This is a genomic window from Nesterenkonia aethiopica, from assembly GCF_039534665.1.
Taxonomy (GTDB): domain Bacteria; phylum Actinomycetota; class Actinomycetes; order Actinomycetales; family Micrococcaceae; genus Nesterenkonia; species Nesterenkonia aethiopica.
The window spans coordinates 1-22,202 of record NZ_BAAAVT010000013.1 but is presented as its reverse complement, the minus strand read 5'-3'; the positions used below and the strand labels follow the sequence as shown (position 1 = coordinate 22,202).

Annotated in this window: 16 protein-coding genes and 1 pseudogene; 9 read left to right on the top strand and 8 right to left on the bottom strand. The window is 71.7% G+C overall.

Features of this window, described 5'->3' with window-relative positions:
* Window position 1: 1 nt before the first annotated feature.
* Together ABD658_RS10615 and ABD658_RS10610 are read right to left on the bottom strand one after the other, a co-directional pair.
* Window positions 2–1,855: an AMP-dependent synthetase/ligase gene (locus ABD658_RS10615; RefSeq protein ID WP_344681159.1), complete on the bottom strand. Its 1,854-nt coding sequence runs from the start codon at window positions 1,853–1,855 to the stop codon at window positions 2–4.
* 86 nt (window positions 1,856–1,941) lie between these two features.
* Window positions 1,942–3,516, bottom strand: a complete 1,575-nt coding sequence (locus tag ABD658_RS10610) for a dolichyl-phosphate-mannose--protein mannosyltransferase (protein ID WP_344744508.1) — start codon at window positions 3,514–3,516, stop codon at window positions 1,942–1,944.
* Between the two features lie 77 nt (window positions 3,517–3,593).
* On the opposite strand from ABD658_RS10610, the gene rsmI reads away from it, so the two are divergent.
* Complete coding sequence (rsmI, locus tag ABD658_RS10605; protein ID WP_344682604.1) at window positions 3,594–4,481, top strand: 16S rRNA (cytidine(1402)-2'-O)-methyltransferase; 888 nt, start codon at window positions 3,594–3,596, stop codon at window positions 4,479–4,481.
* Between the two features lie 11 nt (window positions 4,482–4,492).
* Here the strand turns inward: rsmI and galE are convergent, their stop codons facing one another.
* Window positions 4,493–5,431: a UDP-glucose 4-epimerase GalE gene (gene galE / locus ABD658_RS10600; protein ID WP_344682606.1), complete on the bottom strand. Its 939-nt coding sequence runs from the start codon at window positions 5,429–5,431 to the stop codon at window positions 4,493–4,495.
* A 261-nt stretch (window positions 5,432–5,692) separates the two neighbouring features.
* Between galE and ABD658_RS10595 the strand changes: the two genes are divergently transcribed.
* The 8 genes from ABD658_RS10595 to ABD658_RS10560 all read left to right on the top strand — a co-directional run bounded on the left by ABD658_RS10595 (window position 5,693) and on the right by ABD658_RS10560 (window position 15,053).
* A complete protein-coding gene (locus ABD658_RS10595) occupies window positions 5,693–6,907 on the top strand; it encodes a glycosyltransferase family protein (protein ID WP_344744505.1) in 1,215 nt (404 codons plus the stop codon).
* Complete coding sequence (locus ABD658_RS10590; RefSeq protein ID WP_344682610.1) at window positions 6,900–8,177, top strand: glycosyltransferase family 4 protein; 1,278 nt, start codon at window positions 6,900–6,902, stop codon at window positions 8,175–8,177. Before ABD658_RS10595 ends, ABD658_RS10590 begins: the two co-directional genes overlap by 8 nt.
* On the top strand, window positions 8,174–9,454 hold the full coding sequence (locus ABD658_RS10585) for a glycosyltransferase family 4 protein (protein WP_344744502.1): 1,281 nt from the start codon (window positions 8,174–8,176) through the stop codon (window positions 9,452–9,454). Before ABD658_RS10590 ends, ABD658_RS10585 begins: the two co-directional genes overlap by 4 nt.
* The gene (locus ABD658_RS10580; protein ID WP_085437771.1) at window positions 9,451–11,367 is read left to right on the top strand and encodes an ABC transporter ATP-binding protein; all 1,917 of its coding nucleotides are present in this window, start codon (window positions 9,451–9,453) and stop codon (window positions 11,365–11,367) included. Before ABD658_RS10585 ends, ABD658_RS10580 begins: the two co-directional genes overlap by 4 nt.
* Entirely contained in the window at window positions 11,364–12,779 is a 1,416-nt protein-coding gene (locus ABD658_RS10575; RefSeq protein WP_344682617.1) for a phosphotransferase, read from the top strand. Before ABD658_RS10580 ends, ABD658_RS10575 begins: the two co-directional genes overlap by 4 nt.
* Window positions 12,776–13,921 (top strand): phosphotransferase family protein, encoded by a 1,146-nt coding sequence (locus ABD658_RS10570; protein WP_344682619.1) that lies wholly within the window; start codon window positions 12,776–12,778, stop codon window positions 13,919–13,921. Before ABD658_RS10575 ends, ABD658_RS10570 begins: the two co-directional genes overlap by 4 nt.
* 150 nt (window positions 13,922–14,071) lie before the next feature.
* On the top strand, window positions 14,072–14,683 hold the full coding sequence (locus tag ABD658_RS10565) for a 5-formyltetrahydrofolate cyclo-ligase (protein ID WP_344682621.1): 612 nt from the start codon (window positions 14,072–14,074) through the stop codon (window positions 14,681–14,683).
* A gap of 103 nt (window positions 14,684–14,786) precedes the next feature.
* Window positions 14,787–15,053, top strand: coding sequence for an FmdB family zinc ribbon protein (locus ABD658_RS10560; protein WP_070159051.1), 267 nt, complete (start codon window positions 14,787–14,789; stop codon window positions 15,051–15,053).
* A 29-nt stretch (window positions 15,054–15,082) separates the two neighbouring features.
* Here ABD658_RS10560 and cpaB read toward each other — a convergent pair whose 3' ends face one another.
* The 5 genes and pseudogenes from cpaB to ABD658_RS10535 all read right to left on the bottom strand — a co-directional run.
* Window positions 15,083–15,700, bottom strand: coding sequence for a Flp pilus assembly protein CpaB (cpaB, locus tag ABD658_RS10555; RefSeq protein ID WP_344682624.1), 618 nt, complete (start codon window positions 15,698–15,700; stop codon window positions 15,083–15,085).
* Between the two features lie 360 nt (window positions 15,701–16,060).
* A complete protein-coding gene (locus ABD658_RS10550; protein WP_344682626.1) occupies window positions 16,061–16,381 on the bottom strand; it encodes a hypothetical protein in 321 nt (106 codons plus the stop codon).
* Window positions 16,378–20,361: a DUF4011 domain-containing protein gene (locus ABD658_RS10545; protein ID WP_344682628.1), complete on the bottom strand. Its 3,984-nt coding sequence runs from the start codon at window positions 20,359–20,361 to the stop codon at window positions 16,378–16,380. Before ABD658_RS10545 ends, ABD658_RS10550 begins: the two co-directional genes overlap by 4 nt.
* A gap of 48 nt (window positions 20,362–20,409) precedes the next feature.
* Complete coding sequence (guaA, locus tag ABD658_RS10540; protein ID WP_344744550.1) at window positions 20,410–21,960, bottom strand: glutamine-hydrolyzing GMP synthase; 1,551 nt, start codon at window positions 21,958–21,960, stop codon at window positions 20,410–20,412.
* A gap of 141 nt (window positions 21,961–22,101) precedes the next feature.
* A pseudogene (locus tag ABD658_RS10535) lies at window positions 22,102–22,202 on the bottom strand (carbohydrate ABC transporter permease); the annotation flags it as partial.

The window sequence follows — 22,202 nt, the reverse complement described above, 5'->3', positions numbered from 1 at the left end:
CTCAGCCGGCGTAGAGCTGCTCGATCTCCTCGGAGAAGTCGGCGATCACCTTGTGCCGCTGCAGCTTCATCGACGGCGTCAGGTGCCCAGAGTCTTCGCTGAGCTCAGCGTCCAGGATGCGCACCTTCCGGATGGACTCGGCCCGGGAAACGGCGGCGTTGGCCTCGTCCACCGCGGTCTGGATCGCCGCGGCCACGCGCTGGTCCGCAGCGGCCTGGGTGAGACTGAGCGCCCCGATGCCCTGTTCCGCGCACCAGGCGGGCAGCGCCTCGGCGTCCAGAGTCACCAGGGCGGAGACGAAGGGGCGGTCATCGCCCACGACGACGGCCTGGCCCACCAGGCGGTGGGCTCGGACGGTCTCCTCCAGCGGGGCAGGGTGCACGTTCTTGCCTCCGGCGGTGACCAGCAGCTCCTTCTTCCGTCCGGTGATGGAGAGGAACCCGTCCGCGTCGAGCGCGCCCAGGTCCCCGGTGCGGAAGAGACCGTCCACGAAGGCCTCGTCGGTGGCGGCGTCGTCGTGGTGGTAGCCGTCGAAGACGACCGGTCCGGCCAGCAGGACCTCCCCGTCGTCGGCGATGCGGACGGTGCAGCCCGGCACCGGCAGGCCCACCGACCCGATCCGGGTCGCCCCAGGGATGTTGAGCGTGATGGGCGCGGTCGTCTCGGTGAGTCCGTAGCCCTCCTTGACCGGCACGCCGATGCCGGTGAAGAAGTGGGCGATCTCGGCGTTCAGCGGGGACGCCCCGGAGATCATGTACTCGGCGCTTCCGCCGAGCCGAGCATGGAGCTTGGAGTACACCAGGCGGGAGAACACCGCGCGGCGGGCCTTCAGCGCGGCTGAAGGTCCGGGCCCGCGCCCGGCGGCGGCGGCGTCGAGGGCCTGAGAGTACTCCACGGCGGTGCGGCGGGCGGCCTCGAAGACGCGGCCCTTCCCGGAGGCCTCAGCGGCGGCTGCCGCCCCGTGGTAGACCTTCTCGAACACGCGGGGCACACCGAGCAGCCATCGGGGCCGGAAGCTGGCCAGATCCTGCTGCAGTGTGGAGGTGCTGGGGCTGTGGGCCACCTGCACGCCGTGGTGCAGGCAGATCAGCTGCACCGCGCGGGCCAGCACGTGGGCCATCGGCAGGAAGATCAGGGTCCGGGAGGTGCCCGCTCCGAGGATCTCCCGGGCGAAGGGCACGATGTTAGCCGCTCCCTCGGCCAGGTTGCGGTGGGTGATCCGCACCCCCTTGGGGCGCCCGGTGGTGCCGGAGGTGTAGACCAGCGTGGCGACGTCGTCGAGGCGCGCCGTGGTGCGGGCCCTCTCCAGGGCGACGTCGTCGACGCCTGTGCCGTGGTCGACGATGGTCTCCAGATCCCGGGGGGTACGCATGCCGCGCACCGGAATGCGGGCCGCCGGTCCGTCCTTCTCCTGGGCCGCCAGGTCGACGGCGCGGTGCACGGTGGCGGCGATGTCCTCGCTGCCGGTGAGGGCGAGCACGGCACCCGAGTCGGCGAGCACATCGGCGACCTGACGCGGGGAGCTGGTCTCATAGATCGGCACGGACACCCCTCCGGCGAACCAGATGGCCTGATCCATCACCGCCCAGGAGTAGCAGGTCGGTGACATGACGGCCACCCGCTGGCCGGGCTCCACGCCGAGGCCGATGAGCCCCTTGGCCACCGCCCGGACCTGGGCCACGAAGCCGCGGATGGTGACGTCCACCCACCCGCCGGACCCGTTGGGCACCGCGTAGACCGGGTGCGCCGGCGAGGTCTCGAACAGGGCCAGCACCCCGTGGGTGACGTTGATGCTCGGGTCCAGCTGGACGACGTGTTCAGTGGTGGCCTCGGTGAGGGGGGCGGTGGAAGTCACGGCAGACACTATAGCCCTGCGAGGGTGCCTGGATGTGAGCTGAACGACAAAAGTTACTTCTTGGTAGGACAGCGTGGTCGAGACGGTCAGACCCAGGAGGGAAGCCACATACGCAGCCGCCACTGCTCGTAGTCGATGAGCTCCCCCGTCCAGACCGGCAGGAAGAAGATCGACACCGCCGTCGCCAGCAGCAGGAAGCTCAGGATGACCACCGTGTTGCGCCGCCGGTTGGCCCGGACCTCCTCCGCTGCGAACCGCTGTGGATCGGTGCCCGCACGCAGCACGATGGCCCCGACCGCCACCAGGGAGAGGATGAGGAAGGGGTGGTAGGCGATCGTGTAGAAGAAGAACATGGTGCGGCCCGGGAACAGCAGCCAGACCGCGAAACCGGCCACATAGCCAGAGAGGATCGCCCCGAAACGCCAGTCCCGGCGCCCCAGCCAGAGGGCGAACACCAGCACCAGCGCGATCAGTCCCGCCCACCAGATGACAGGGTTCGCCAGGTCGAGGATCGCCGAGGAGCAGCGCTCCACCCGACAGCCGGCCTCGCCGGGGTCGAAGGACTCATAGTGGAAGGACACCGGCCTGCCCATGAACAGCCAGGTCCAGGGAGTGGAGGCATAGTCATGACCCGCATCCAGCCCCGTATGGAAGTCCGTGGACATCAGATGGTACTGCCACAGCGAGCGCACCGGCCCGGGCACCAGCGCGGCCAGCCCCTCGGCAGGATGGCTCTCATGCCAGAGCCTGCCCCACCCCGTGCCCGAACGGAGCCACCCGACCCAGGAGGCCAGGTAGGTCAGCGCGGCCACCGGCAGCACGGTGACCACGGCCACCCCGGCATCCCTCAGCCCGGCCAGGCCCCACCGGCGGGCCCCTCCAGCCCGTCGGGCCTGCAGATCCCACAGCACCACCACGATGCCGAACACCGCCAGGAAGGCGAGCCCGGAGAGCTTCACCGCAGCCGCCGCACCCAGCAGCACCCCGGCGAGCAGCCGCCACGGGCGCCACAGCAGCGGGGCGCCGGGGCCGAGGGCGGCGAGCCGTCGTCGGCCTCGATACCGGTCCGCCAGCAGGGCACCGAAGGCCGCCAGCACGAACAGCATGAGGAAGATGTCGAGCAGCGCCACCCGGCTCATCACCAGATGATGGCCGTCCACCGCCGTCAGGACGCCCGCCGCCCCGCCGAGCAGCACGGAGCGGAACATCCGCTGGGCGATCAGGCTGACCAGCAGCACCGACAGAGTCCCGGCCACCGCGGCGGAGATCCGCCAGCCGGCCGCAGTCTCGGCACCGAGGCCCTGCAGGCCCAGGGCGATCAGCCATTTGCCCAGCGGCGGGTGCACCACATAGGCGGCCTCCTCCGTGGGCTGCGGATCCCCGGCCAGCCAGGCGTCGTCCGCGCCCTCGGGCCAGACCAGCTCGTGGCCGGCGATCAGCAGGGCGTAGGCGTCCTTGGCGTAGTAGGTCTCGTCGAAGATGAGCTGGTGAGGATGCCCCAGCCCGGGCAGCCGCAGCGCGGCGGCCAGGAGGGTGACCAGCAGCGGGACCACCCAGCCCAGCAGTCCGGGGCGGAACGGCTCGGCATCGAGACGCGCGGCCTGCGAGGCGGCGCCCGGAGGCACCGAGGAGGTGCCGCGGCTGGTCAGAGTCCCGTCCACTCTGGGTATGCTACGTGACCGGCCCCTGTGGCACGCTGGTGCCCGCCGTCCCCGTCCCCTGCAGAGAGTCGGTCACCATGACCTCCCCCTCCCCCGCCCCTGCCCTGCCGGACGGACTCTGGGACGCCCCGGTGGTGCTGGCCGCCACGCCGATCGGCAACCTCTCGGACGCCACGGACCGCCTGCGGGCGCTGCTGGCCAGCGCAGAGATCATCGCCGCCGAGGACACCCGCCGCACCCGCCACCTGTGCCAGGCCCTCGGCGTCTCCCCAGCTGGCCGGATGGTGAGCCTGCATGAGCACAACGAGGCCGCCCGGGCCGCGGAGGTGGTGGCGGCCGCGACAGAAGGCGCCCGGGTGCTGGTGGTCTCCGACGCCGGAATGCCCGGCGTCTCGGATCCCGGCTTCCGCCTGGTGACCGCCGCGATCGCCGCCGACGTGGGTGTCACGGTCGCGCCCGGGGCCTCTGCGGTCACCACGGCGCTGGCACTCTCCGGGCTGCCCACTGACCGGTTCACCTTTGCCGGATTCCCGGCGCGCAAGGGAGCCGAGAGGCGTCGCCTGGTGCGCCGACTGGTGAATGAGGAGTGGACCACGGTGCTGCTCGAGTCGCCGCACCGCACCGCTGCCACGGTGGCCGAGCTGGCCGAGCAGCTGGGCGCCGGCCGCCGCGCCGCCGTCTGTCGCGAGCTGACCAAGAAGCATGAGGAGGTGCTGCGCGGCACCCTCGGCGAGCTGACCGAGCAGCTGGTCGAACGGGAGGTGCGCGGTGAGGTGGTGCTGGTGATCGGCGGCGCCGAGGAGCCCGAGGAGGAGATCACCGCGGAGGAGCTCGCCGCCGAGGTGCTGCGCCGCACTGAGGCCGGAGTGAAGCTGAAGGTCGCCGCCAAAGAGGTGGCCGCCGACCACGGGTTCAGCTCACGGGAGCTCTACGACGCCGCGCTGAGCCTCCGGGGCGCATCGTAGACCCCGCCCTCTCAGAGGTGCGCCCACGCGTCGCGGATGATGTCCTCCAGGGTGTGCTGCGGCGCCCAGCCGAGGACGTCCCGGGCCTTCTGGCCGGAGGCGACGAGAGTGGCCGGGTCGCCGGCGCGGCGGGGATGCTCCTCCACCGGCACGGTGCGCCCCGTGACGCGCTCGACGGCGTCGATCACCTGCCGCACCGAAGACCCCACCCCGGTGCCGAGGTTGAAGATCTCATGGGTGCCGGGCCGAACCCACTCCATGGCCTGCAGGTGGGCGGCGGCCAGATCCAGGATGTGGATGTAGTCCCGGACCGCCGTGCCGTCGGGGGTCGGATAGTCGGTGCCGAAGAGCTTGGCCGTGCCGCCCCGGCCGGCGGCGGCCTTCAGCAGGTTCGGGATGAGGTGGGTCTCCGGGTCGTGCCGTTCGCCGAGCCCGTCGCTGGCGCCGCCGACGTTGAAGTAGCGCAGGCTGACGGCCGCCAGGCCGTGGGCCTTCGCCTCGGCGGTGAGCATATGGTCGATGGCCAGCTTGGAGGCCCCGTACGGATTGATCGGGGCGGCCGGGTGGTCCTCCACGATGGTCTCGGTGATCGGATTGCCGTAGACGGCGGCGGTGGAGGAGAACACCATGCGCTGCACTCCGGCGTCCCGCATGGCGTCGAGCAGGCCCAGGGAGGCGACGATGTTGCCGTGCCAGTAGCGCTCCGGGTGCTCCACGGACTCGCCGACCAGTGACTTCGCGGCCAGGTGGATGACGGCGTCCACGCTGGGGTCCAGCACCTCGGCTGCCTCGGCGAGCCCGCCCTGGTGCCAGGTCGCACCGGGGAGCACGGCGTCGGCGTGCCCCTTGGAGAGGTCGTCCAGGACGATCACCTCATGATCGGCACGCAGCAGCTGCTGGGCCACCACGCTGCCGATGTAGCCGGCGCCGCCGGTCACCAGTACCTTCATGCGTGCTCTCCTCCGGGTCGTCGTCGCCTGCCCGTCACAGGTCCTGGAAGGACTCTACACAAGAGCCTCCAGAATCAACACAGTCAGACATTTTCACACTTTCTTCACCATCTGAAACCTGTGACCGACACGCTCGGGCTGACCAGCCGGCCTGCATCCGTCTCATGGACTCCTCATGAGCTTCTCATCTGTCTCTCATGAACACCCCTGAGTCTGGACAGCGATGACGACACCAGCGCCGGACCTGCTGAGAGGGCACCCATGAGCATCACGATCGCCATGTACTCCCATGATTCCGTGGGTCTGGGCCATGCCCGCCGCAATCGGGCGATCGCCCACGCCCTGGCCGCCGACCTGCCACGGCTCACCGGTGAGCCCGTGGGCGGGCTGCTCATCGCCGGCCACCCCGACGCCGCCAGGGACGCGCTGCCGGCCGGGTGGGACTGGCTGGTGCTCCCTGGGTTTGCCCGCACCGCCGACGGGTACGCGGCCCGCCGGATGAACCTGCCGGCCGCTCAGATGTCCGCGCTGCGCGGCTCCGCGGTGGCCGCCGCCGTCGACGCCGTCTCCCCCGATCTGTTCATCGCCGACCGCCACCCCTTCGGCGTGGGCGGCGAACTCACCGAGGCGCTGGATCTGCTGCGCGGGCGCCCGGGCTGCCGCACGGTACTCGGCATGCGGGACGTGCTCGACACCCCGGAGGTCGCCGCCCGCGAGTGGGAGTCCGTCGGCGGAGCGGAACGGGTGGCCGAGGCCTACGACCAGATGTGGATCTACGGCGACGCCGACGTCTATGACCCGCGCCGCACCGGGGAGATCCCCGCCGCCCTGGCGGCGAAGGGTCGCACTACCGGCTACCTCGCCCATGGCAGGCCCGATGACGAAGGCGCCCCGGCCGCGCGACCCTACGTGCTCACCATCGTCGGCGGCGGCTCGGACGGCGCCCACATCGCCACCGCCGCCGCCCAGGCCCAGCCTCCCCGCGGCCACCGGCACCTGATCGTTGCGGGACCGCAGATGCCGCCCGAGGATGTGGGGCGGCTGCGCGAGCTGACCGCCGACCGGCCCGAAGTGGAGCTGCTGCGCAGCGCTGCACATGTGCCCGCACTGGTCCGGGAGGCCTCCGCCGTGGTCTCCATGGCGGGCTACAACTCAGTGGCCGAGATCATGGCCACCACCACGCCGGCCCTGCTGGTCCCCCGGCATACGCGCCGGGCCGAACAGCCCCGGCGGGCGGCGGCCCTGGCCGACGTCGACGCCGTCGACACCCTGGACGCCGCTCAGCTGAGCCCGGAGGCGCTGAGCGACTGGTTCGCCCACACCGCGGGCCGCCGCACCCTGCGCGACCGGATCGACCTGGACGGGCTGACGCGCGTCGGAGACTTCGCCGCCGAGCTGATCTCCGTGGCCCGCACCTCGGATACCGGCTCCGCTCACTCCCGCACCGAATCGATGGAGGTTCCCACCCATGTCTGAACAGACCGCCTCGGGGCCGAGTCCCGCAGCCACCAGTCCCGCCGCCCCGGTGGTCGGCTACGTGCTGAAGATGTATCCGCGCTTCTCGGAGACGTTCGTCGTCTCGGAGATCCTGGCCCGCGAGGCCCAGGGCGAACAGATCGTGATCTTCTCCCTGCGTCCCACCACGGACAGCCGCTTCCATCCGGAGCTCGCCCGGGTGAAGGCCCCTGTGGTGCACGTGCCGCGCCCCAGCTCGGCCACCCGCCTGTGGGACGCTCTCAGCGCCGGGCCGGCGTCGGGCGTGGCCGAGGCCTGGGAGGAGCTGCGCCGCCACAGCCATGACGAAGCCGCCCAGGCCGTCGCCGTCGCACGGCTGGCCCGCGAACACGGGGTCACGCACCTCCACGCCCACTTCGCCTCGGTGGCCACCACGGTGGCGCGGCTGGCCGGGCGCATCGCCGGGCTGCCCTACTCCTTCACCGCCCACGCCAAGGACATCTTCCACCAGGATGTGGACCCGACCGACCTGAAGGCCAAGCTCGCCGACGCCCACCATGCGATCACCATCAGCGGCTACAACCTGGCCGATCTGCGCCGCCGCTTCCCCGAGGCCACCGACACTCTGCAGCTGGTGCGCAACGGCCTGGAGCTCGAGCGCTTCCCCTTCACCCCGGACCGCGCACGTCGCTCCGACCCGGCGCGGGTGCCCCGGCTGCTGGCCGTGGGCCGGCTGGTGGAGAAGAAAGGCTTCAGCCTGCTGATCGAAGCCGTCGACATGTTGCGCTCGCGCGGGGTCGACGTCGCCGCCGACATCGCCGGGGACGGGCCGCTGGCCGGGGATCTGACCGCCCAGATCGATCGGCTCGGACTGGACGACCGCGTCCGCCTGCTGGGTCCGCTCACCCAGGCCGAGGTCTCCGCGCGACTCGGCACCGACGACGTGTTCGTCGCCCCCTTCGTGGTCGGCTCCGACGGCAACGCCGACGGACTGCCCACCGTGCTCCTGGAGGCGATGGCGCGCGGCATCCGCTGCGTGGCGGCCGATGTCACCGCCGTCGGTGAGGTGGTCGTCCCCGGCGAGACCGGGTGGCTGGTGCCCAGCGGCGACGTCGGCGCCCTGGCCGACGCGGTCCAGGAGGCCGTGGCCGAGTCCTCCGTCCATGACCAGATGGTCCACCGGGCGCGCGCTCTGGTGGAGGAGCACTTCGACTCCCGCCGCCAGGCCGCCGCCCTGCGCGCCCTGGTGCCCGTGGAGCGCACCGCCGCACCCGTCGGAGGTGCCCGATGAGGATCGCCTATCTGCTCGCCGACCCAGGCATCGGTGTCTTCGGGACCAAGGGCGCCTCCGTCCACGTCCAGGAGATGGTCCGCGCCCTGCGAGCGCACGGGCACGAGGTCACCGTGTACTGCACCAAACGCGGCGACCGCCCGGGCCGGCCGGAGACCGAATCGGTCCCTGAGGACCTGGCGGATCTGCCGGTGGTGGTCGTCCCGGTCCCCGGGGCCAAGGACGCCGCGGCGCGGGAGGCCGGTGTGGCTCACGTGGCCGCGGAGATGGCCCAGCTGGCCGCCCTCGACGGCGCTGAGGCCGTCTACGAGCGCTACGCGCTGTTCTCCGACGCCGGCGCGCGGCTGGCCGCCCGCACCGGGATCCCCTTCGCGGTGGAGGTCAACGCCCCGCTCATCGCCGAGCAGCAGACTCACCGCAGCCTGCACGACGAGGCCTCCGCCTGGGAGGCCACGCGCCGCACCTTCGCCGCCGCCGACATCGTGGCCTGCGTCTCCGGCCCGGTGGCCGACTGGGTGCGTCAGGTGGAGGGCGACGCCGCGGTCACCGTCATCCCCAACGGGGTCAACACCGACCGCATCCGGCCTGGTCTCGGCGCCGATGCCGACACCGATGCCGATGCCGAGCACTTTGCTTCCCTGCGCACCTTCACCGTGGGCTTCGTCGGCACGCTCAAACCCTGGCACGGCACCGAGATCCTGCTGCAGGCCGTGGCCGCAGCCACCGGCAATGCCGCCGACGCCGGGGGCACGCGCCCCTGGCGGCTGGAGATCTGCGGTGCCGGCCCTCAGCTGGACCCGCTGCGCGACCTGGCCCGGCGGCTGGGGCTGCAGGACAGCATCCACTTCCACGGTGCGGTGGCGCCGGCCCGTGTTCCGGAGATCCTCGGTCGCTTCGACGTCGCGGTCGCGCCCTACCCGATGCCCTCCCCTGGGGCCGAGCACTACTTCTCTCCGCTGAAGGTCTACGAGTACCTCGCCGCCGAGGTCGCCGTGGTCGCCTCCGCCGTCGGGGAGCTGCCGGAGGTCCTGGGCGACGGCGGCCACGGCCTGCTGGTCGCCCCGGGTGACGTCGACGCCCTGGCCAACGCCCTGGATCAGCTGGCCCGGCGTCCTGAACTGCGGGCCCGGCTGGCCGCCTCCGGGCGGGCCGCCGCCGTCGCTGAGCACAGCTGGCAGCGCCGCTGCGCCCAGCTGCTCGCGCTGCTGCCGCAGCCGGGGCGCCGCCTGGAACACCACGCGGAACTCCAGGCGCCCGAGCAGGTGAGCCCTCGATGAGCGCCGCCTCCGCCGCCTCCCGCCGCCAGCACCGTCAGGCCGTCTCCCGGACCCTGCGGATGCTGCTGCCGCATCTGGGCGAGCACAAGCTGCTGATCATCCTCGGGCTCATCGCCCTGGCCGGTGATGTCGCGTTCCGCATCCTGGAGCCCTGGCCGGTGAAGTTCGCCGTCGACGCCGTCACCGAGGCGCTCGGCGCCCAGCTGGCCGAGACCACGGGTCTCGCCGGGGACGTCACCACCACAGTGGTGCTGTGGGCGCTGCTGCTGGCCGGAATCGTCGGGGGGCGGGCCGTGTGCAACTACGTCTCCACCATCGCGTTCGCCAAGACCGGGGTGAAGGTGGTCACCCGGCTGCGCACCCGGGTGTTCGACCACATCCAGTCACTGTCCCTGCGCTACCACTCCACCGCCTCGGTGGGTGACACCTCTCAGCGGCTCGTGGGCGACATGGGCCGGCTGCAGGAGGTCGCGGTCACCGCAGGACTGCCGCTGGTGGGCAACGTGCTGACCCTGGTCGCCCTGTTCGTGGTGGTCATCATCATGAACCCCACGCTCTCGCTGGTGGTGCTGGTCACCGCCGGGCTGTACTTCGTGATCTCCCGGTTCTCCTCCCCGAAGATCTCCTCGGCCTCCCGAGCCACCCGCAAGGGCGAGGGCCAGCTGGTGGGGGACGCCGCCGAGGCGCTGGCCGCCATCCGCGTGGTGCAGGCCTACGGCCTCGAGTCTGTGGTGGCCTCCAGCTTCGCCGCAGGCAACGCCACCGCGTTGAAGGCCGGCATCCGAGCCCGTAAGCTCGCCGCCCGTCTGGAGCGCTCCACCGACGTGCTGGTGGGGATCTCCACCGCCGTCGTGCTCGGCTTCGGCGGCTGGCAGGTGCTGCGCGGGGTGATGACCCCCGGGGACATGGTGCTGTTCCTGATGTACCTGAAGATCGCGATGAAGCCGCTGCGGGACATGGCCAAGTACACCGGCCGCATCGCCCGAGCGGCGGCCTCCGGCGAGCGCATCGCCGACCTGCTGGACGAGCCGGTGGAGATCACCGACCCGGACCCCGCCCTGCCGATGGGGCGGGTCTCCGGCGACGTCGCGTTCTACCGCGTCACTGCCCGCGACGGCCACGGCCGGGAGCTCTTCGAGGACCTGAGCCTGCACATCCCGGCCGGTCAGCGTGTCGGCCTGCTGGGACCCTCCGGGTCCGGGAAGTCCACGCTGGCGGGCTACCTCCTGCGGCTGGCCGACCCCGACGACGGCGCAGTGCTGGTGGACGGCTGCGACACCCGGCGGGTGCGGCGGGCAGACCTGCGACGCAACATCTCCATCCTGCTGCAGGAGTCGGTGCTGTTCGCCTCCTCGGTGCGGGAGAACATCCGCTACGGACGGCTCGACGCCACCGACGACCAGGTCGAGGAGGCGGCCCGCCGGGCGGGGGCCCATGAGTTCATCCGCGCCCTGCCGCAGGGCTACGACACCGTGCTCGGCGCCCGCGGGGACACGCTCTCTGGGGGGCAGCGTCAGCGCATCGCCATCGCGCGGGCCCTGGTCCGCGACGCCCCCATCGTGGTGCTCGACGAGGCCACCACGGGCTTGGATCCGGCGTCCCGCGCCCTGGTGGAAGCCTCGCTGCGCGAGCTCACCCGAGGGCGGACCACAGTCGCCATCACGCATGATCTCAGCACCCTCCAAGGTCTGGACCGCATACTCTGGCTTCAGGACGGTCGCATCGTCGAGGACGGCTCACCGGACGAGCTGCTCGCCGACGAGTCCAGCCGGGTCGCTCGCTGGGCGTCGACCCAGCAGGAGACCTCGCCCCGGGAGAGCCCCGAGGCGGCGGCCGTCGACGGGACGGCGGGTGTGCCCGCCGCGCGGCAGCGCGCGGAGGACCCCGCCCTGGACGAGAGGGCGAATGCGTGAGCGCAGCACGAACCACAGCGGAGCCGGCACCCGAGGACGCCGCCCGGCCGCTTCAGGCGGCGCGCGGAGCGGTCTCCCCGGAGGAGCTGGAGACACCCATGGAGTCCCCGGAGATCCCCGCGGGCGCCGCCGATCCGGATGAGCAGCTCGCCCAGGCCACCTACCGCACGATGCCGGTGCCTCCGGTGAAGATCCGCGCTCCGCAGGCGCATGAGGCCGATGTGGCCGTGGCCGAGATCGCCCAGCTGGACCAGGTGGCCCAGCTGCTCGACGACGCCGCCCTGTCCAGCTGGCTGGGCATGCCGGTGCGCGGCCGGCACCTGCGGGTGAAGCCGGAGCGCAGCGTGGTGCTGGCCTGGGAGCGCACCGATGTGGACCTCACCGGCGGGGAGCCGGTGGACGTCGACGCCGAAGGTCCGGCGCACCACGGCTGGACCGTCATCTCCCGCGACCAGGACAAGTACGCCAAGTCTCTGGCCCGCGCCGAGCGGGTGGACCAGCGCCTCACCGTCCACCAGGACGAGCCCGTCTATCGGGTCTCGGGCTCCCTGTGGTCGGACCCGGCCCTGGCCCGGGAGCTGCTGGAGGCCCGTCAGGCTCTGGCCGAGACGGCCGGCGCTGAGCTGCCATGGCGGGTCCTGCGCTACAACCCCCGACGTCGGGTGGTCGCCGCCGTGGAGCTCGACGGCGGCCCCCATGTGGTGCGGGTGACCGCTGAGCCCGCCGCCGCGCAGCTGGAGACCGCCGACCGGTGGCGTCGGCTCGGAGTGCCGTTGGAGCCGGTGCGCCCGCTGGGTGACCGCGGCACCGCCCTGCTGACCCCCTGGTGGGGTCAGGGCGACCTGCTGGAGCACCCCGTGGAGTTCGCGGCGGAGACCGCCGGGACCATCGTGGCGGAGCTCCACGTCCGTTCCGGCGAGCTGGGCGAGGCTCCTGACCGGGTGCTCGACCCGGATGTGGCCGAGGCAGTCCACTCCATCGGACTCATCGCACCCTGGCTGGGCCAGCGGGCCGACATGCTCGCCGAGATGGTCTCCCCGCTGGTGGAGGAGGCGGAGTCGGCCGAGCTGGTGGAGCTGCACGGCGACCTCTCTCCCGACCAGGTGCTGGTCTCCGGCGAGGACGGCTCCCGGGTGCGGATCATCGATCTGGACCGCGCCGGGCAGGGCCCCGCGATGCGCGACGTCGGCTCCTGGGTGGCGTCCTGCCGCGCGGCCGACCACGTGGAGCTGGCGGAGGCGTTCCTCCGGGGCTACCGGGAGATCACCCCCATAGATGAGGAGTCCCTGGCCGCGTGGGAGGCCTACGCCCATCTTCGCGCCGCCCTGGACCCCTTCCGCCGGCGGGAGGAGAACTGGCCGCAGAAGGCCTCGCGGCGCATCTCCATGGCCGAGCGGTCGATCCACGGATGAGCGCACCCCGCACCGGGTCGGCGCTGTCGCCGCTGCCCCCGGAGCATCTGGACACCGAGGCCGGGCCGGTGACCGTGACGCGCGTGTGGCCGGAGAAGCGGTCGCCGGCCGCATCGAGTCGAACACGACTTGCGGTGGAGGCCCTTGACACCTCCGGAGCGCTGCGCGCCGGGTGGTATCACAGCGGGACCGGAGTTCTGGAGCTCTTCGAAGCGTGGAGCGACCCGCGACTGCCGCAGCTGACGGAGCTGCGTGGCCCCGGCGCCGTCGTCGTCTCTCATCGGCCGGGTCGACGGGCCGTGGTGCGCCGAAGCCCGGACGGCACCACGTCGGGTCACCAGGACGGCTCGGCCGTGGAGTTCCGCAAACTGGTGCGGCCCGGTCGTGCCCAGAGCATCCTCGACGGCGTGGCGCGCGCGGCGACCTTCGACGGCCCCTTCCGCACCCCGCGGGTGCTCACTCATGACGAGTCCTCCGTGACGTTCGCCTCCTTGGCCGGCGCGGGACTGCATGAGGTCAGTGAGGACGACGCCGCCGCAGGACCCGGTTGGGCCCGGGCCTGGGGCGAGGTCCTGGAGGCGTGGCGCGAGGCGGTGCTCCGCCCGGTCCCGGCATCCGGGCTGCCGGTACATGCCCCGGGAGACGAGATCGGTGTGCTGCGCCGCTGGACGGAGCAGGCCATGCCGGTGCTGCGGACGGGCCAGGCGGAGGCGGAGCTGTTCATCGAAGCCGTGGAGTCGACCGCCGTCGCACTGCAAAGGCTGCCGCAGATGACCCCGCGGCCCGCCCACCGGGACCTGCACGACAAGCAGGTGCTCTGGTCCGCCGACCAGGGGCCGGGGCTGCTGGACGTGGACACCGCCTGTCTCGCCGACCCTGCGCTGGACCTGGGGAACCTGCGGGCGCATGCGACCTGGCGCCGTCGTCAAGGCGTCTGGAGCACGGGCCAGGCCGAGACGGTCCTCCTGGCGGTGGACGGCACGGCTGCGGAGCTGTCCCGGGTGCTGGACTCTCCCGTGGAGGACGCCGTGGCGGTCTATGAGCAGGCCAGCCTGCTGCGTCTGCTGTGCGTCTACGCGTTCCGTCCGCGGTACGCGGCTCTGGCCGACCAGATGCGTGGCGAGCTTCACCCGCGGAACTGAACCTGGGCCGCTGGATCTGTGTCCCTCGTGTCGGGATGCGTCTCCCTGATGAATCGCGACGGCGGTTTCTATCGGTGGTCGTCCCCGCACCGGGGACAGCGCTCGGCCCGCCGCCGTCTTGTGGTCTGGACCAGGACGTAGGGTGGGCCCATGAGTGAGATCGCAGAGGCCAAGAAGGCGGCCCGGGCGCGGATCCGATCAGCCCGCAGCACCCTCGACGTCGCCGAGAGTGCTCGCCGCGCGGATGCTCTGGGACGGGTGCTCGAGGAGCATGTGCCGGCCCGGGCACGCGTGGCCGCGTATCTTCCGATGGCCCACGAACCCGATGTCCGGCCGTTCCTGACCCGGCATCTGCGCCGCGGAGGCCAGGTGCTGCTCCCCCGCGTCGCGGACGACCCGGTGCCCCGCTTGGAATGGGTCAGCTGGGCCGCGCAGTCCGAGACACGACGCCACCCTGTGCTGCCTCTGGACGAACCGGTCGGCCACGCTCAGACGCTGAGTGACGTCCTGGCCGAGGGCCCGCTGCAGATGCTGCTGCCCGCCCTGGCCGTGGACACCTCCGGGCATCGCCTGGGCCAGGGCGGCGGCTACTACGACCGCATGTTCGCCGAAGTGGAGGCCGCTGACCTGCGTGAGCAGGTGTCCGCCTGGGCGGTGGTGGGACCGGAAGAGGTCCTGCCAGCCGGGTCCTTCCCCGTGGAGCCCCATGACCTCGCGGTCGACGCGGTGGTGACGCCCGAGGGGCTCCGCAGACTCCGCTGACCCGCCGGTGCCTCGCGGCGGTATAGAATCAGTGGTCGGCAGATGTCCATGCGGCGGCACCCGACCGGTGAGCCTGCCGACTGTCCCCTGACTGAGGAATCCGATGCCCACGTACTCCTACGCCTGCAAGGCCTGCGGCCACGCCTTCGACATCGTCCAGTCGTTCAGCGACGACTCGCTGACCGTGTGCCCGGAGTGCTCGGGCACACTGCGCAAGAAGTTCGGCAGCGTGGGGGTGACCTTCAAGGGGTCGGGCTTCTACCGCACCGACTCGCGCGGCTCCTCCTCCAGCTCCGAGTCGTCCTCCAGCCCCTCCTCCAGCTCCTCCTCGGCGCCCAAGCCCGCTGCGGCCTCCGCCACGGCCGACTGAGGCACCGGCCCTCGACGTCGGGCCTGCCCTCACCCCACCAGGCTCAGATGCAAACGCCCCTCGTGGGCTGCCTGCGCGATGTCCTGGGCCGTGGACGGATCCACCCCGACGACCACCACCTGGCCGGCGTCGCCGGCCTGCGGAAACCAGTCGTCGCTCTCGCCTGAGGGGACCCACAGCACCGGCGCGGCACGGGCCACGGTCCGCGAGGAGGTGCCGTCCTCCAGCGACTCGGAGGAGAGGATCACATCCACCCGCTGGCCCGGGCTGAGCATCCCCACCAGCGCCGTGTCCGCCGGGCGCACCGGCACCGCCACATGGTCCTCGGGCTGGCCCGCCAGCAGCCCCGGGCCGACCAGCTGCGACGGCAGGACCATCGCCCCGCGAGGCAGAGGGACGGCTGCCTGGCGGCCCAGCAGATCCTCCACGCGGACCGGCTCCTCGCCCGGTACGGCCTCGGCGTCCACCGAGACCTCCTCCAGCACCGCGGCCGTCAACTCATCCCCGGCCGAGACATCCTGGGTCACCCGCACCGCCGTCGCCGTCTCCCCACGGGACTCCACACCCGCGGCGAGCCCGGCCAGCACCGCACCCAGCGCGCAGAGCAGCGCCAAGGGAAACCGCAGACGCCGCAGCCTGAGGCCCAAGCCTCCTCCGCGCAGCCTGCGCGCCACCCGTGGAGGGCGACGTCGGACGCCTGAACGGGGCGGCGTCGGGGATCCCGGTCTCTGGGCCTGTGCACGACGGCTCCGCCGCGTGATCGCGCCGGCAGCGGTCCCCGCGGATCGTCGGGCAGCGACCGCGCTGCGGGAGTCGGCGGGTCCGGCGGATCCGCCGGGGCGCGGCGGCGGTGGGAGGCGAGCAGGTCCTGCGGTGAGCGTCATGCCCTCCACCCTGCCGCTCACAGACCCACACGACGAGAACGTCGGGCGAGGGTGTGGATCGTCGCGCGTGTCAGCGCCGCACGCGACGGCCCTGTGGAGGAACACCCCACCAGCGTCGAGGACTCAGTCCCAGTGGGGTGGGCGCTGCTCCAGGATCCATCGATCCCGCGCGCTCAGGGGCGACTTCCGGTCAGGGTCAGGCCCTCCGGAGCCTGACGCCCCCTTCGAGGCCGGGGCCGCATCGTCCTGCGCAGAGTCTTCCAGCGAGGCGGGGATGAACGCCTGCGACTCGGTCTCCTCCGGCTGCCCAGAGGTGGCGGGCGCGATCACGCGACGCCGTCCCCGGCGTCCCGAGCGCTGCGCCCCCACCCCGTCCGGATCCGTGCCGTCGGGAGCCGGGCCGTCCAGATCCGTGCCGTCGGGCGCGTCGGCCGCAGGCGTCATCGCACCCACTTGCCGCGCTCCCGCGGCGGGGCCCAGGTGGTGGCACGCCGATGCGAATCTTCGTCCTCCGCGTCGGCGGCTCCGCCGAAGCGAACCCGCGCCCCGGCACCATCGCGCGGCAGCCGCTCCGCCAGCGCTCCGGTGGTGTTCAGCGCGATCCGTCCATGCTCGGCGAACTCGGGACCGGCGGCCAGGCCCACCTTCTCCGCGACCACCTCGGTGCAGCGGATCGGATCGGAGAACACCTCGATGGTCCACAGCACCAGATAGTGCCAGCCCAGCGCCTCGAAGGCAGCAGGCCGCTGCCGGGAACGTTCACGCACACTCATCGCCGCGTAGGTGTCCGTGCCGTCGGAGACCATCGCCAGCGGCACCACCGGCGACTGCGGGCTGATCTTCCGCGGGCAGGCCGCCAGATCCAGCGTGCCGCGGAATCCGTCCTCCACACGACCCCCGCGAGCACGGATCCGGTCCACCAGGTCCAGCACCAGCGGGTCCTTCAGGGAACCAGAGCCGGAGGGGTTGTCCTCTGCACGCAGACCCAGCTCGATCAGGCCCCGCATCAGAGCGGCTCCGGACTCCAGCCCGGCAGGGTCCAGGTCCTCGGGCGCCAGAGACGTCACCACGGTCAGCTCGCCGCGCGCCCGCGTCGTCGCCACGGCGAACAGCTCTTCGCCGCGCGGCTCGGAGAGCTCTCCGAAGTGATGCACCGGTTCGCCCTTGATGCTGCGCCCATAGCCGAGCGAGAAGATCACTCGGTCCCGCACCAGATGGTGAGCACGTTCCACCGGGGCGACGACGAAGCTCTCCCCCTCGTCAGAGTCGAAGAAGGGCCGCGCCCAGCTGTGATTGGCCAGGTTCACCCGGATCGCATCCGCCACGCGCCGAGCATGCCACTCGGAGCCGGTGACCACCGCCAGCGACCGGTCCTTGCTGGTGCGCACGTGGTCGAAGACCATGTCCACCACCCGGTTGACCTCCACGGTCGGGGACTCCACCGAGTCGCGTGCCCCCGGTCGGCCCAGGGCGTCACCGAGGTGCTCCACCACCAGACGGCGGCCCTGCCCGGTCAGCTGGGCGGCATCGGGCAGACGCTCCAGATCCCCCTCGTAGAGCGCTTCGGAGAGCAGCTCGGTCAGCTCCTGGTCCACACCCCTGTGCACCCGGCGCAGCCGGTGCTGCGGGAGCACCTCGGCCAGCTCCGCGAAGATCGACGTCGGCACCTGCTGCCCCGCCTCGCGGGCCGCGGGATCCGCCGACACGTGGAAGGGCTTCGGGGTGCCGGAGACGGGGTCGCCGAAGGCGATGACCTGCTCGGCCCGGGAGATCGGGCCCAGCGCGGCCGGCACCGACAGCGTCTCCGCGTCCAGCAGAATGACCGTGTCGAAGCGGGCCTGGGCCGGGAACTGCTCGGCCACACCCAACGGAGAGCTGGTCCATACCGGCACCAGCGGCTGGGTGAGCGCGCTGTCGACGGCGTCCAGCCCGGTCACGGTGGGCTCACCGTCGCGCAGCAGCTCCTTGAGCCGGGCCGCAGCCTCCGGGTGGGACTCGACGGCGGACTTCCAGCGCACCGCCAGCGCATGGGTCAGCCGCTGTGCGCCGGTCTCCACATGGGCGGCATCGGCGGCCCGGAACTCGGCCTCGATGCTGCGGAGATTCTCCCCGGTGGTCATGGCCAGGTAGTCGTCGCCCGAGATCATCGCCTCCAGCGCGGACTGCCACCAGGCCAGCTCCAGCTCGTCGGCGACACGCTCGGCGGGGACCTCGCGGGCGGAGAAGTCGTCCATCAGCTCACGGAAGCCCTGCTCACGCAGCTGTTCCGTGACCAGGGTGCGCTCCGGCAGCGTCTCCAGGGGCTTCTCATCCTCGGCGAGGGTCTCCACCGTGGAGATCATCTCCTCGGCCGGCATGTCCAGCAGATCCCGGTCGGCGTCGTCCTCAGGATCCACCGGCCGCAGCACGCCCACCAGCTTCTCCAGCCGAGTCTGCACATGCCCGATCATGTCGGCCAGCCGGTCCAGGCTCTTGGGCACCTTCGGCTGGGAGTCCTCCACGGCGTGCCGGGACCACTCCTCCCGCTCGGTCTGCACCTCGATCAGCGAGGAGTGCAGATCGTTGATCGACACCCCAGGGCGGACATACTCCTTGGCGACCCGCCGCAGCCGGGAGCGTGCCATAGAGCTCATCTCGATCTCGTGCTGGCGGCGCCACCAGCCGGGTGCGGTGGCGGCGATCAGGTCGTCGACCGGCTTGGCATAGACGTCATGGCTGAACCGGCCCAGCGACTCCTGGACCCGCTGGAACAGCAGCACCTGGGCGTGCCAGTCGGTGAAGCTCTCCCCCATCCTCAGGCCGGTCACCGCGGTGGCGACCTCCATCTGCGCCTTCAGCTTGGGGAGTTCCTCGCGGAGATCCTTCACCAGGGCCATCGCGTCCTCGGTCTCCTGGCGATTCCGCAGCCGGGCGTTGTACCAAGGGCTGTTCCGGGTCTCCGAATCGAAGGCGCCCAGCTCCGCGGCGCGACGCAGCTTCACCGTCACCTGGCTGCGGTCCACCGTGTTGTCCAGCACCGAGCGCTTCAGCCGCACGGCGGTCGACGGCGCCGGGTTCAGCGAGGTCAATGCAGCCAGGGCCTGCATGGCCTGATAGGGCGAGCAGTTCCAGCGGGAGCGCACATTGTGCAGGGACTTCACGTGGTCCAGCAGCTGATGCCGCCGGTCCACGAGACGCTGATGCAGGGCGGCCAGGCGCGGGGGCTCCGCCCGTTCGGCACGTTTGATGGCCCGCACCATCTGCTCCCGCAGGTCCTCACCCGTGGTGGAGGCCGGCACGTGCAGCGCCAGCGTCCCCAGCCGGGCGTCCTTCAGACGACGGCGGAGCTCCTCCAGAGTGGAGGTGCGCTCAGCGACCACCAGCGTGCGGCGGCCGGTCCAGGCCAGAGCCGCCACCGCGTTGATCGCCGTCTGGGTCTGGCCGCTCCCCGGAGGGGCCGAGACCACCATCGAGGCTCCGGCCTCGACGGCGTCCAGCACGGCCTGCTGATCCGGGTCGGCGTCGAGGACGAGCTTCTCCTCCCGGGGGTCCCGCTCGTCCACCGGAGGGGCCTGAACCTCGGGTCCGGCCAGGCGGTCGGAGGTCGCCAGCGCACGCAGCACCGGGTGCTCGCGGTCGAGGGCCTCCGGGTTTCCCAGGTCGGCGAGGTCCGCGAAGGTGGAGACGTAGGTCTGTCGCCACACCTGCAGGGCATCCACGGAGTCGGCCACCAGGCGGCTGAGCAGTTCAGCGGTCCGGACAGGGTCGAAGCGGGCTGTGGCGTAGCCTGCGGCGTGGAACTCCTCCGGGTCCAGGGTGATGCCGTGCCGGCGGTCCATGTGGCGAGCCAGGGCGGGATTCAGCCGGGCGGACGCGGAGAACTGGATCTCGTAGTCGTCATTGTCCGGGCGGGGCCTCAGCGTGATCGGCACCAGCATCACCGGAGCGGTGAACTGCTCAGCGCCGGCGTCGGTGGTCTCGGTCCAGGAGGCGATGCCCGCAGCGAGGAAGCCGACGTCGATGCCACGCTCCTCGGCCATCTCCCGCACCTTGGCGCGGATGCCTCGAGCCGCCTCGCGTCCGGCGGCGAACGCGCCGGATTCGTTGAGCAGAGTGGACAGCCGCGTCCGTCGGCCGGCCAGCAGCTGCATGAGCCCGGAGGAGTTCGACTCGGTGAGGTCGACGGCATTGTGCTGGGAGGGGGTGAACCGCAGCATCGTGTCGTTCTCCGTGCCGGAGTGCAGCGCCTCCACCCAGGCCGTCACCGGGTCGTCGGCCTGCGAGGTGCGGATCTCCGCGAGCTCGCTCTGCGTGAACTCGGAGGTGTCAGCCGGCTGGCAGTCATCCGATGACGCCTCGGCCGACTCCTCGGCCTCGGCCGCGGCTTCGATCTCCTCCGCGGACAGCTGGGTCCTCTCCTCAGACGTGGACTCGTCTCTGCTCACTTCTGACCTTCCGGCAGGATCACCTTCACATGGACGTGTGATGCTAGATCATTCCCATTCGATAGTCCCCGGGGGCTTCGAGGTCACATCGAGAGTTACCCGGTTGATCTCCTGGACCTCATTGGTGATGCGGTTGGAGATGCGGGCCAGCAGGTCGAAGGGCAGGCGCGACCAGTCAGCGGTCATCGCGTCCTCGGAGCTGACCGGTCGCAGCACGACCGGGTGCCCATAGGTGCGACCGTCGCCCTGGACGCCCACTGAGCGAACATCGGCGAGAAGCACCACAGGCATCTGCCAGACCTCGCCGTCCAGACCCGCGGCGGTGAGCTCCTCACGGGCGATGGCGTCGGCGCGGCGCAGGATGTCCAGACGCTCGGCGGTGACCTCTCCAATGATGCGGATGCCCAGCCCCGGCCCCGGGAACGGCTGGCGCTGGACGATCTCTGCGGGCAGCCCCAGCTCGGCGCCCACGGCACGCACCTCGTCCTTGAAGAGGCTGCGCAGCGGCTCGACGAGTTTGAACTGCATGTCCTCGGGCAGCCCGCCCACATTGTGGTGAGACTTGATGTTGGCCGCACCCTCGCCGCCGCCGGACTCGACGACGTCGGGGTAGAGGGTGCCCTGGACGAGGAACTCCACACGGGCTCCTTCGGCGGCAGCCTCCTGCAGCACGGCGGCCTCCGCGGCCTCGAAGGCGCGGATGAACTCGCGGCCGATGATCTTGCGCTTCTGCTCCGGATCCGTCACCCCGGCCAGCGCGCTCAGGAACCGGTCGCGTTCGTCGGCCACATGCAGCTTCGCCCCGGTGGCGGCGACGAAGTCCCGCTCCACCTGATCGGCCTCGCCCTCGCGCAGCAGTCCGTGATCGATGAACACACAGGTCAGCTGCTCTCCCACGGCCTTCTGGACCAGGGCGGCCGCGACGGCGGAGTCGACACCGCCGGAGAGCCCACAGATGACCCGGGCGTCGCCGACCTGGGCGCGGATCGCCGCGACCTGCTCCTCGACGATGTTGCCGGTGGTCCACTCCGGCGTCAGCCCTGCGCCGCCGTAGAGGAAGTTCTCCAGCACCCGCTGGCCCTGCGGGGAGTGCTTGACCTCCGGGTGCCACTGGACGCCGTAGAGCCGGCGAGTCTCATCGGCGAAGGCCGCCACGGGGGCGCCGTCGGAGCAGGCCAGAACCTCGAAGCCCTCCGGTGCACGCTGCACCGAGTCCGAATGGGACATCCAGGTGGTCTGCACCGTGCCGGTGCCGTCCAGCAGCGAGTGCGGCGCCGTGGTGGAGCGCACCTCCGTCTTGCCGTACTCACGGTCGCCGGTGCGGGCGACCTCCCCGCCCAAGGCGTGGGCCATGGCCTGGAATCCGTAGCAGATCCCGAGCACCGGGATGCCGGCCTCGAAGAGCGCGGACTCCACCGCCGGGGCGCCCTCGGCGTACACGCTGGAGGGGCCGCCGGAGAGGATGACCGCCGAGGGGCGACGGTCGATGATCTCCTGGGCCGAGAGCGTGTGCGGGACGACCTCGGAGTAGACGCGCGCCTCACGGACGCGGCGGGCGATCAGCTGGGCATACTGGGCGCCGTAGTCGACCACCAGCACGGTCTGCGCACTGTGGGCCGGGCGTTCGGCGGCGGGGGCGGGGCTCTCAGATGTCACCCGACCATCCTACCGGTGACTCCCCACCCCTGCTGGGCACTCCCTGCTGGGCACTGACCGCGAGTCACCACCTGCATCGTGTTCTCACTGTTTGACGGATCCGAGCATGATCCCCCGCACGAAATACTTCTGCAGGAACGGATACAGACAGATGATCGGCAACGTGGTCAGCAACATCGTCACCG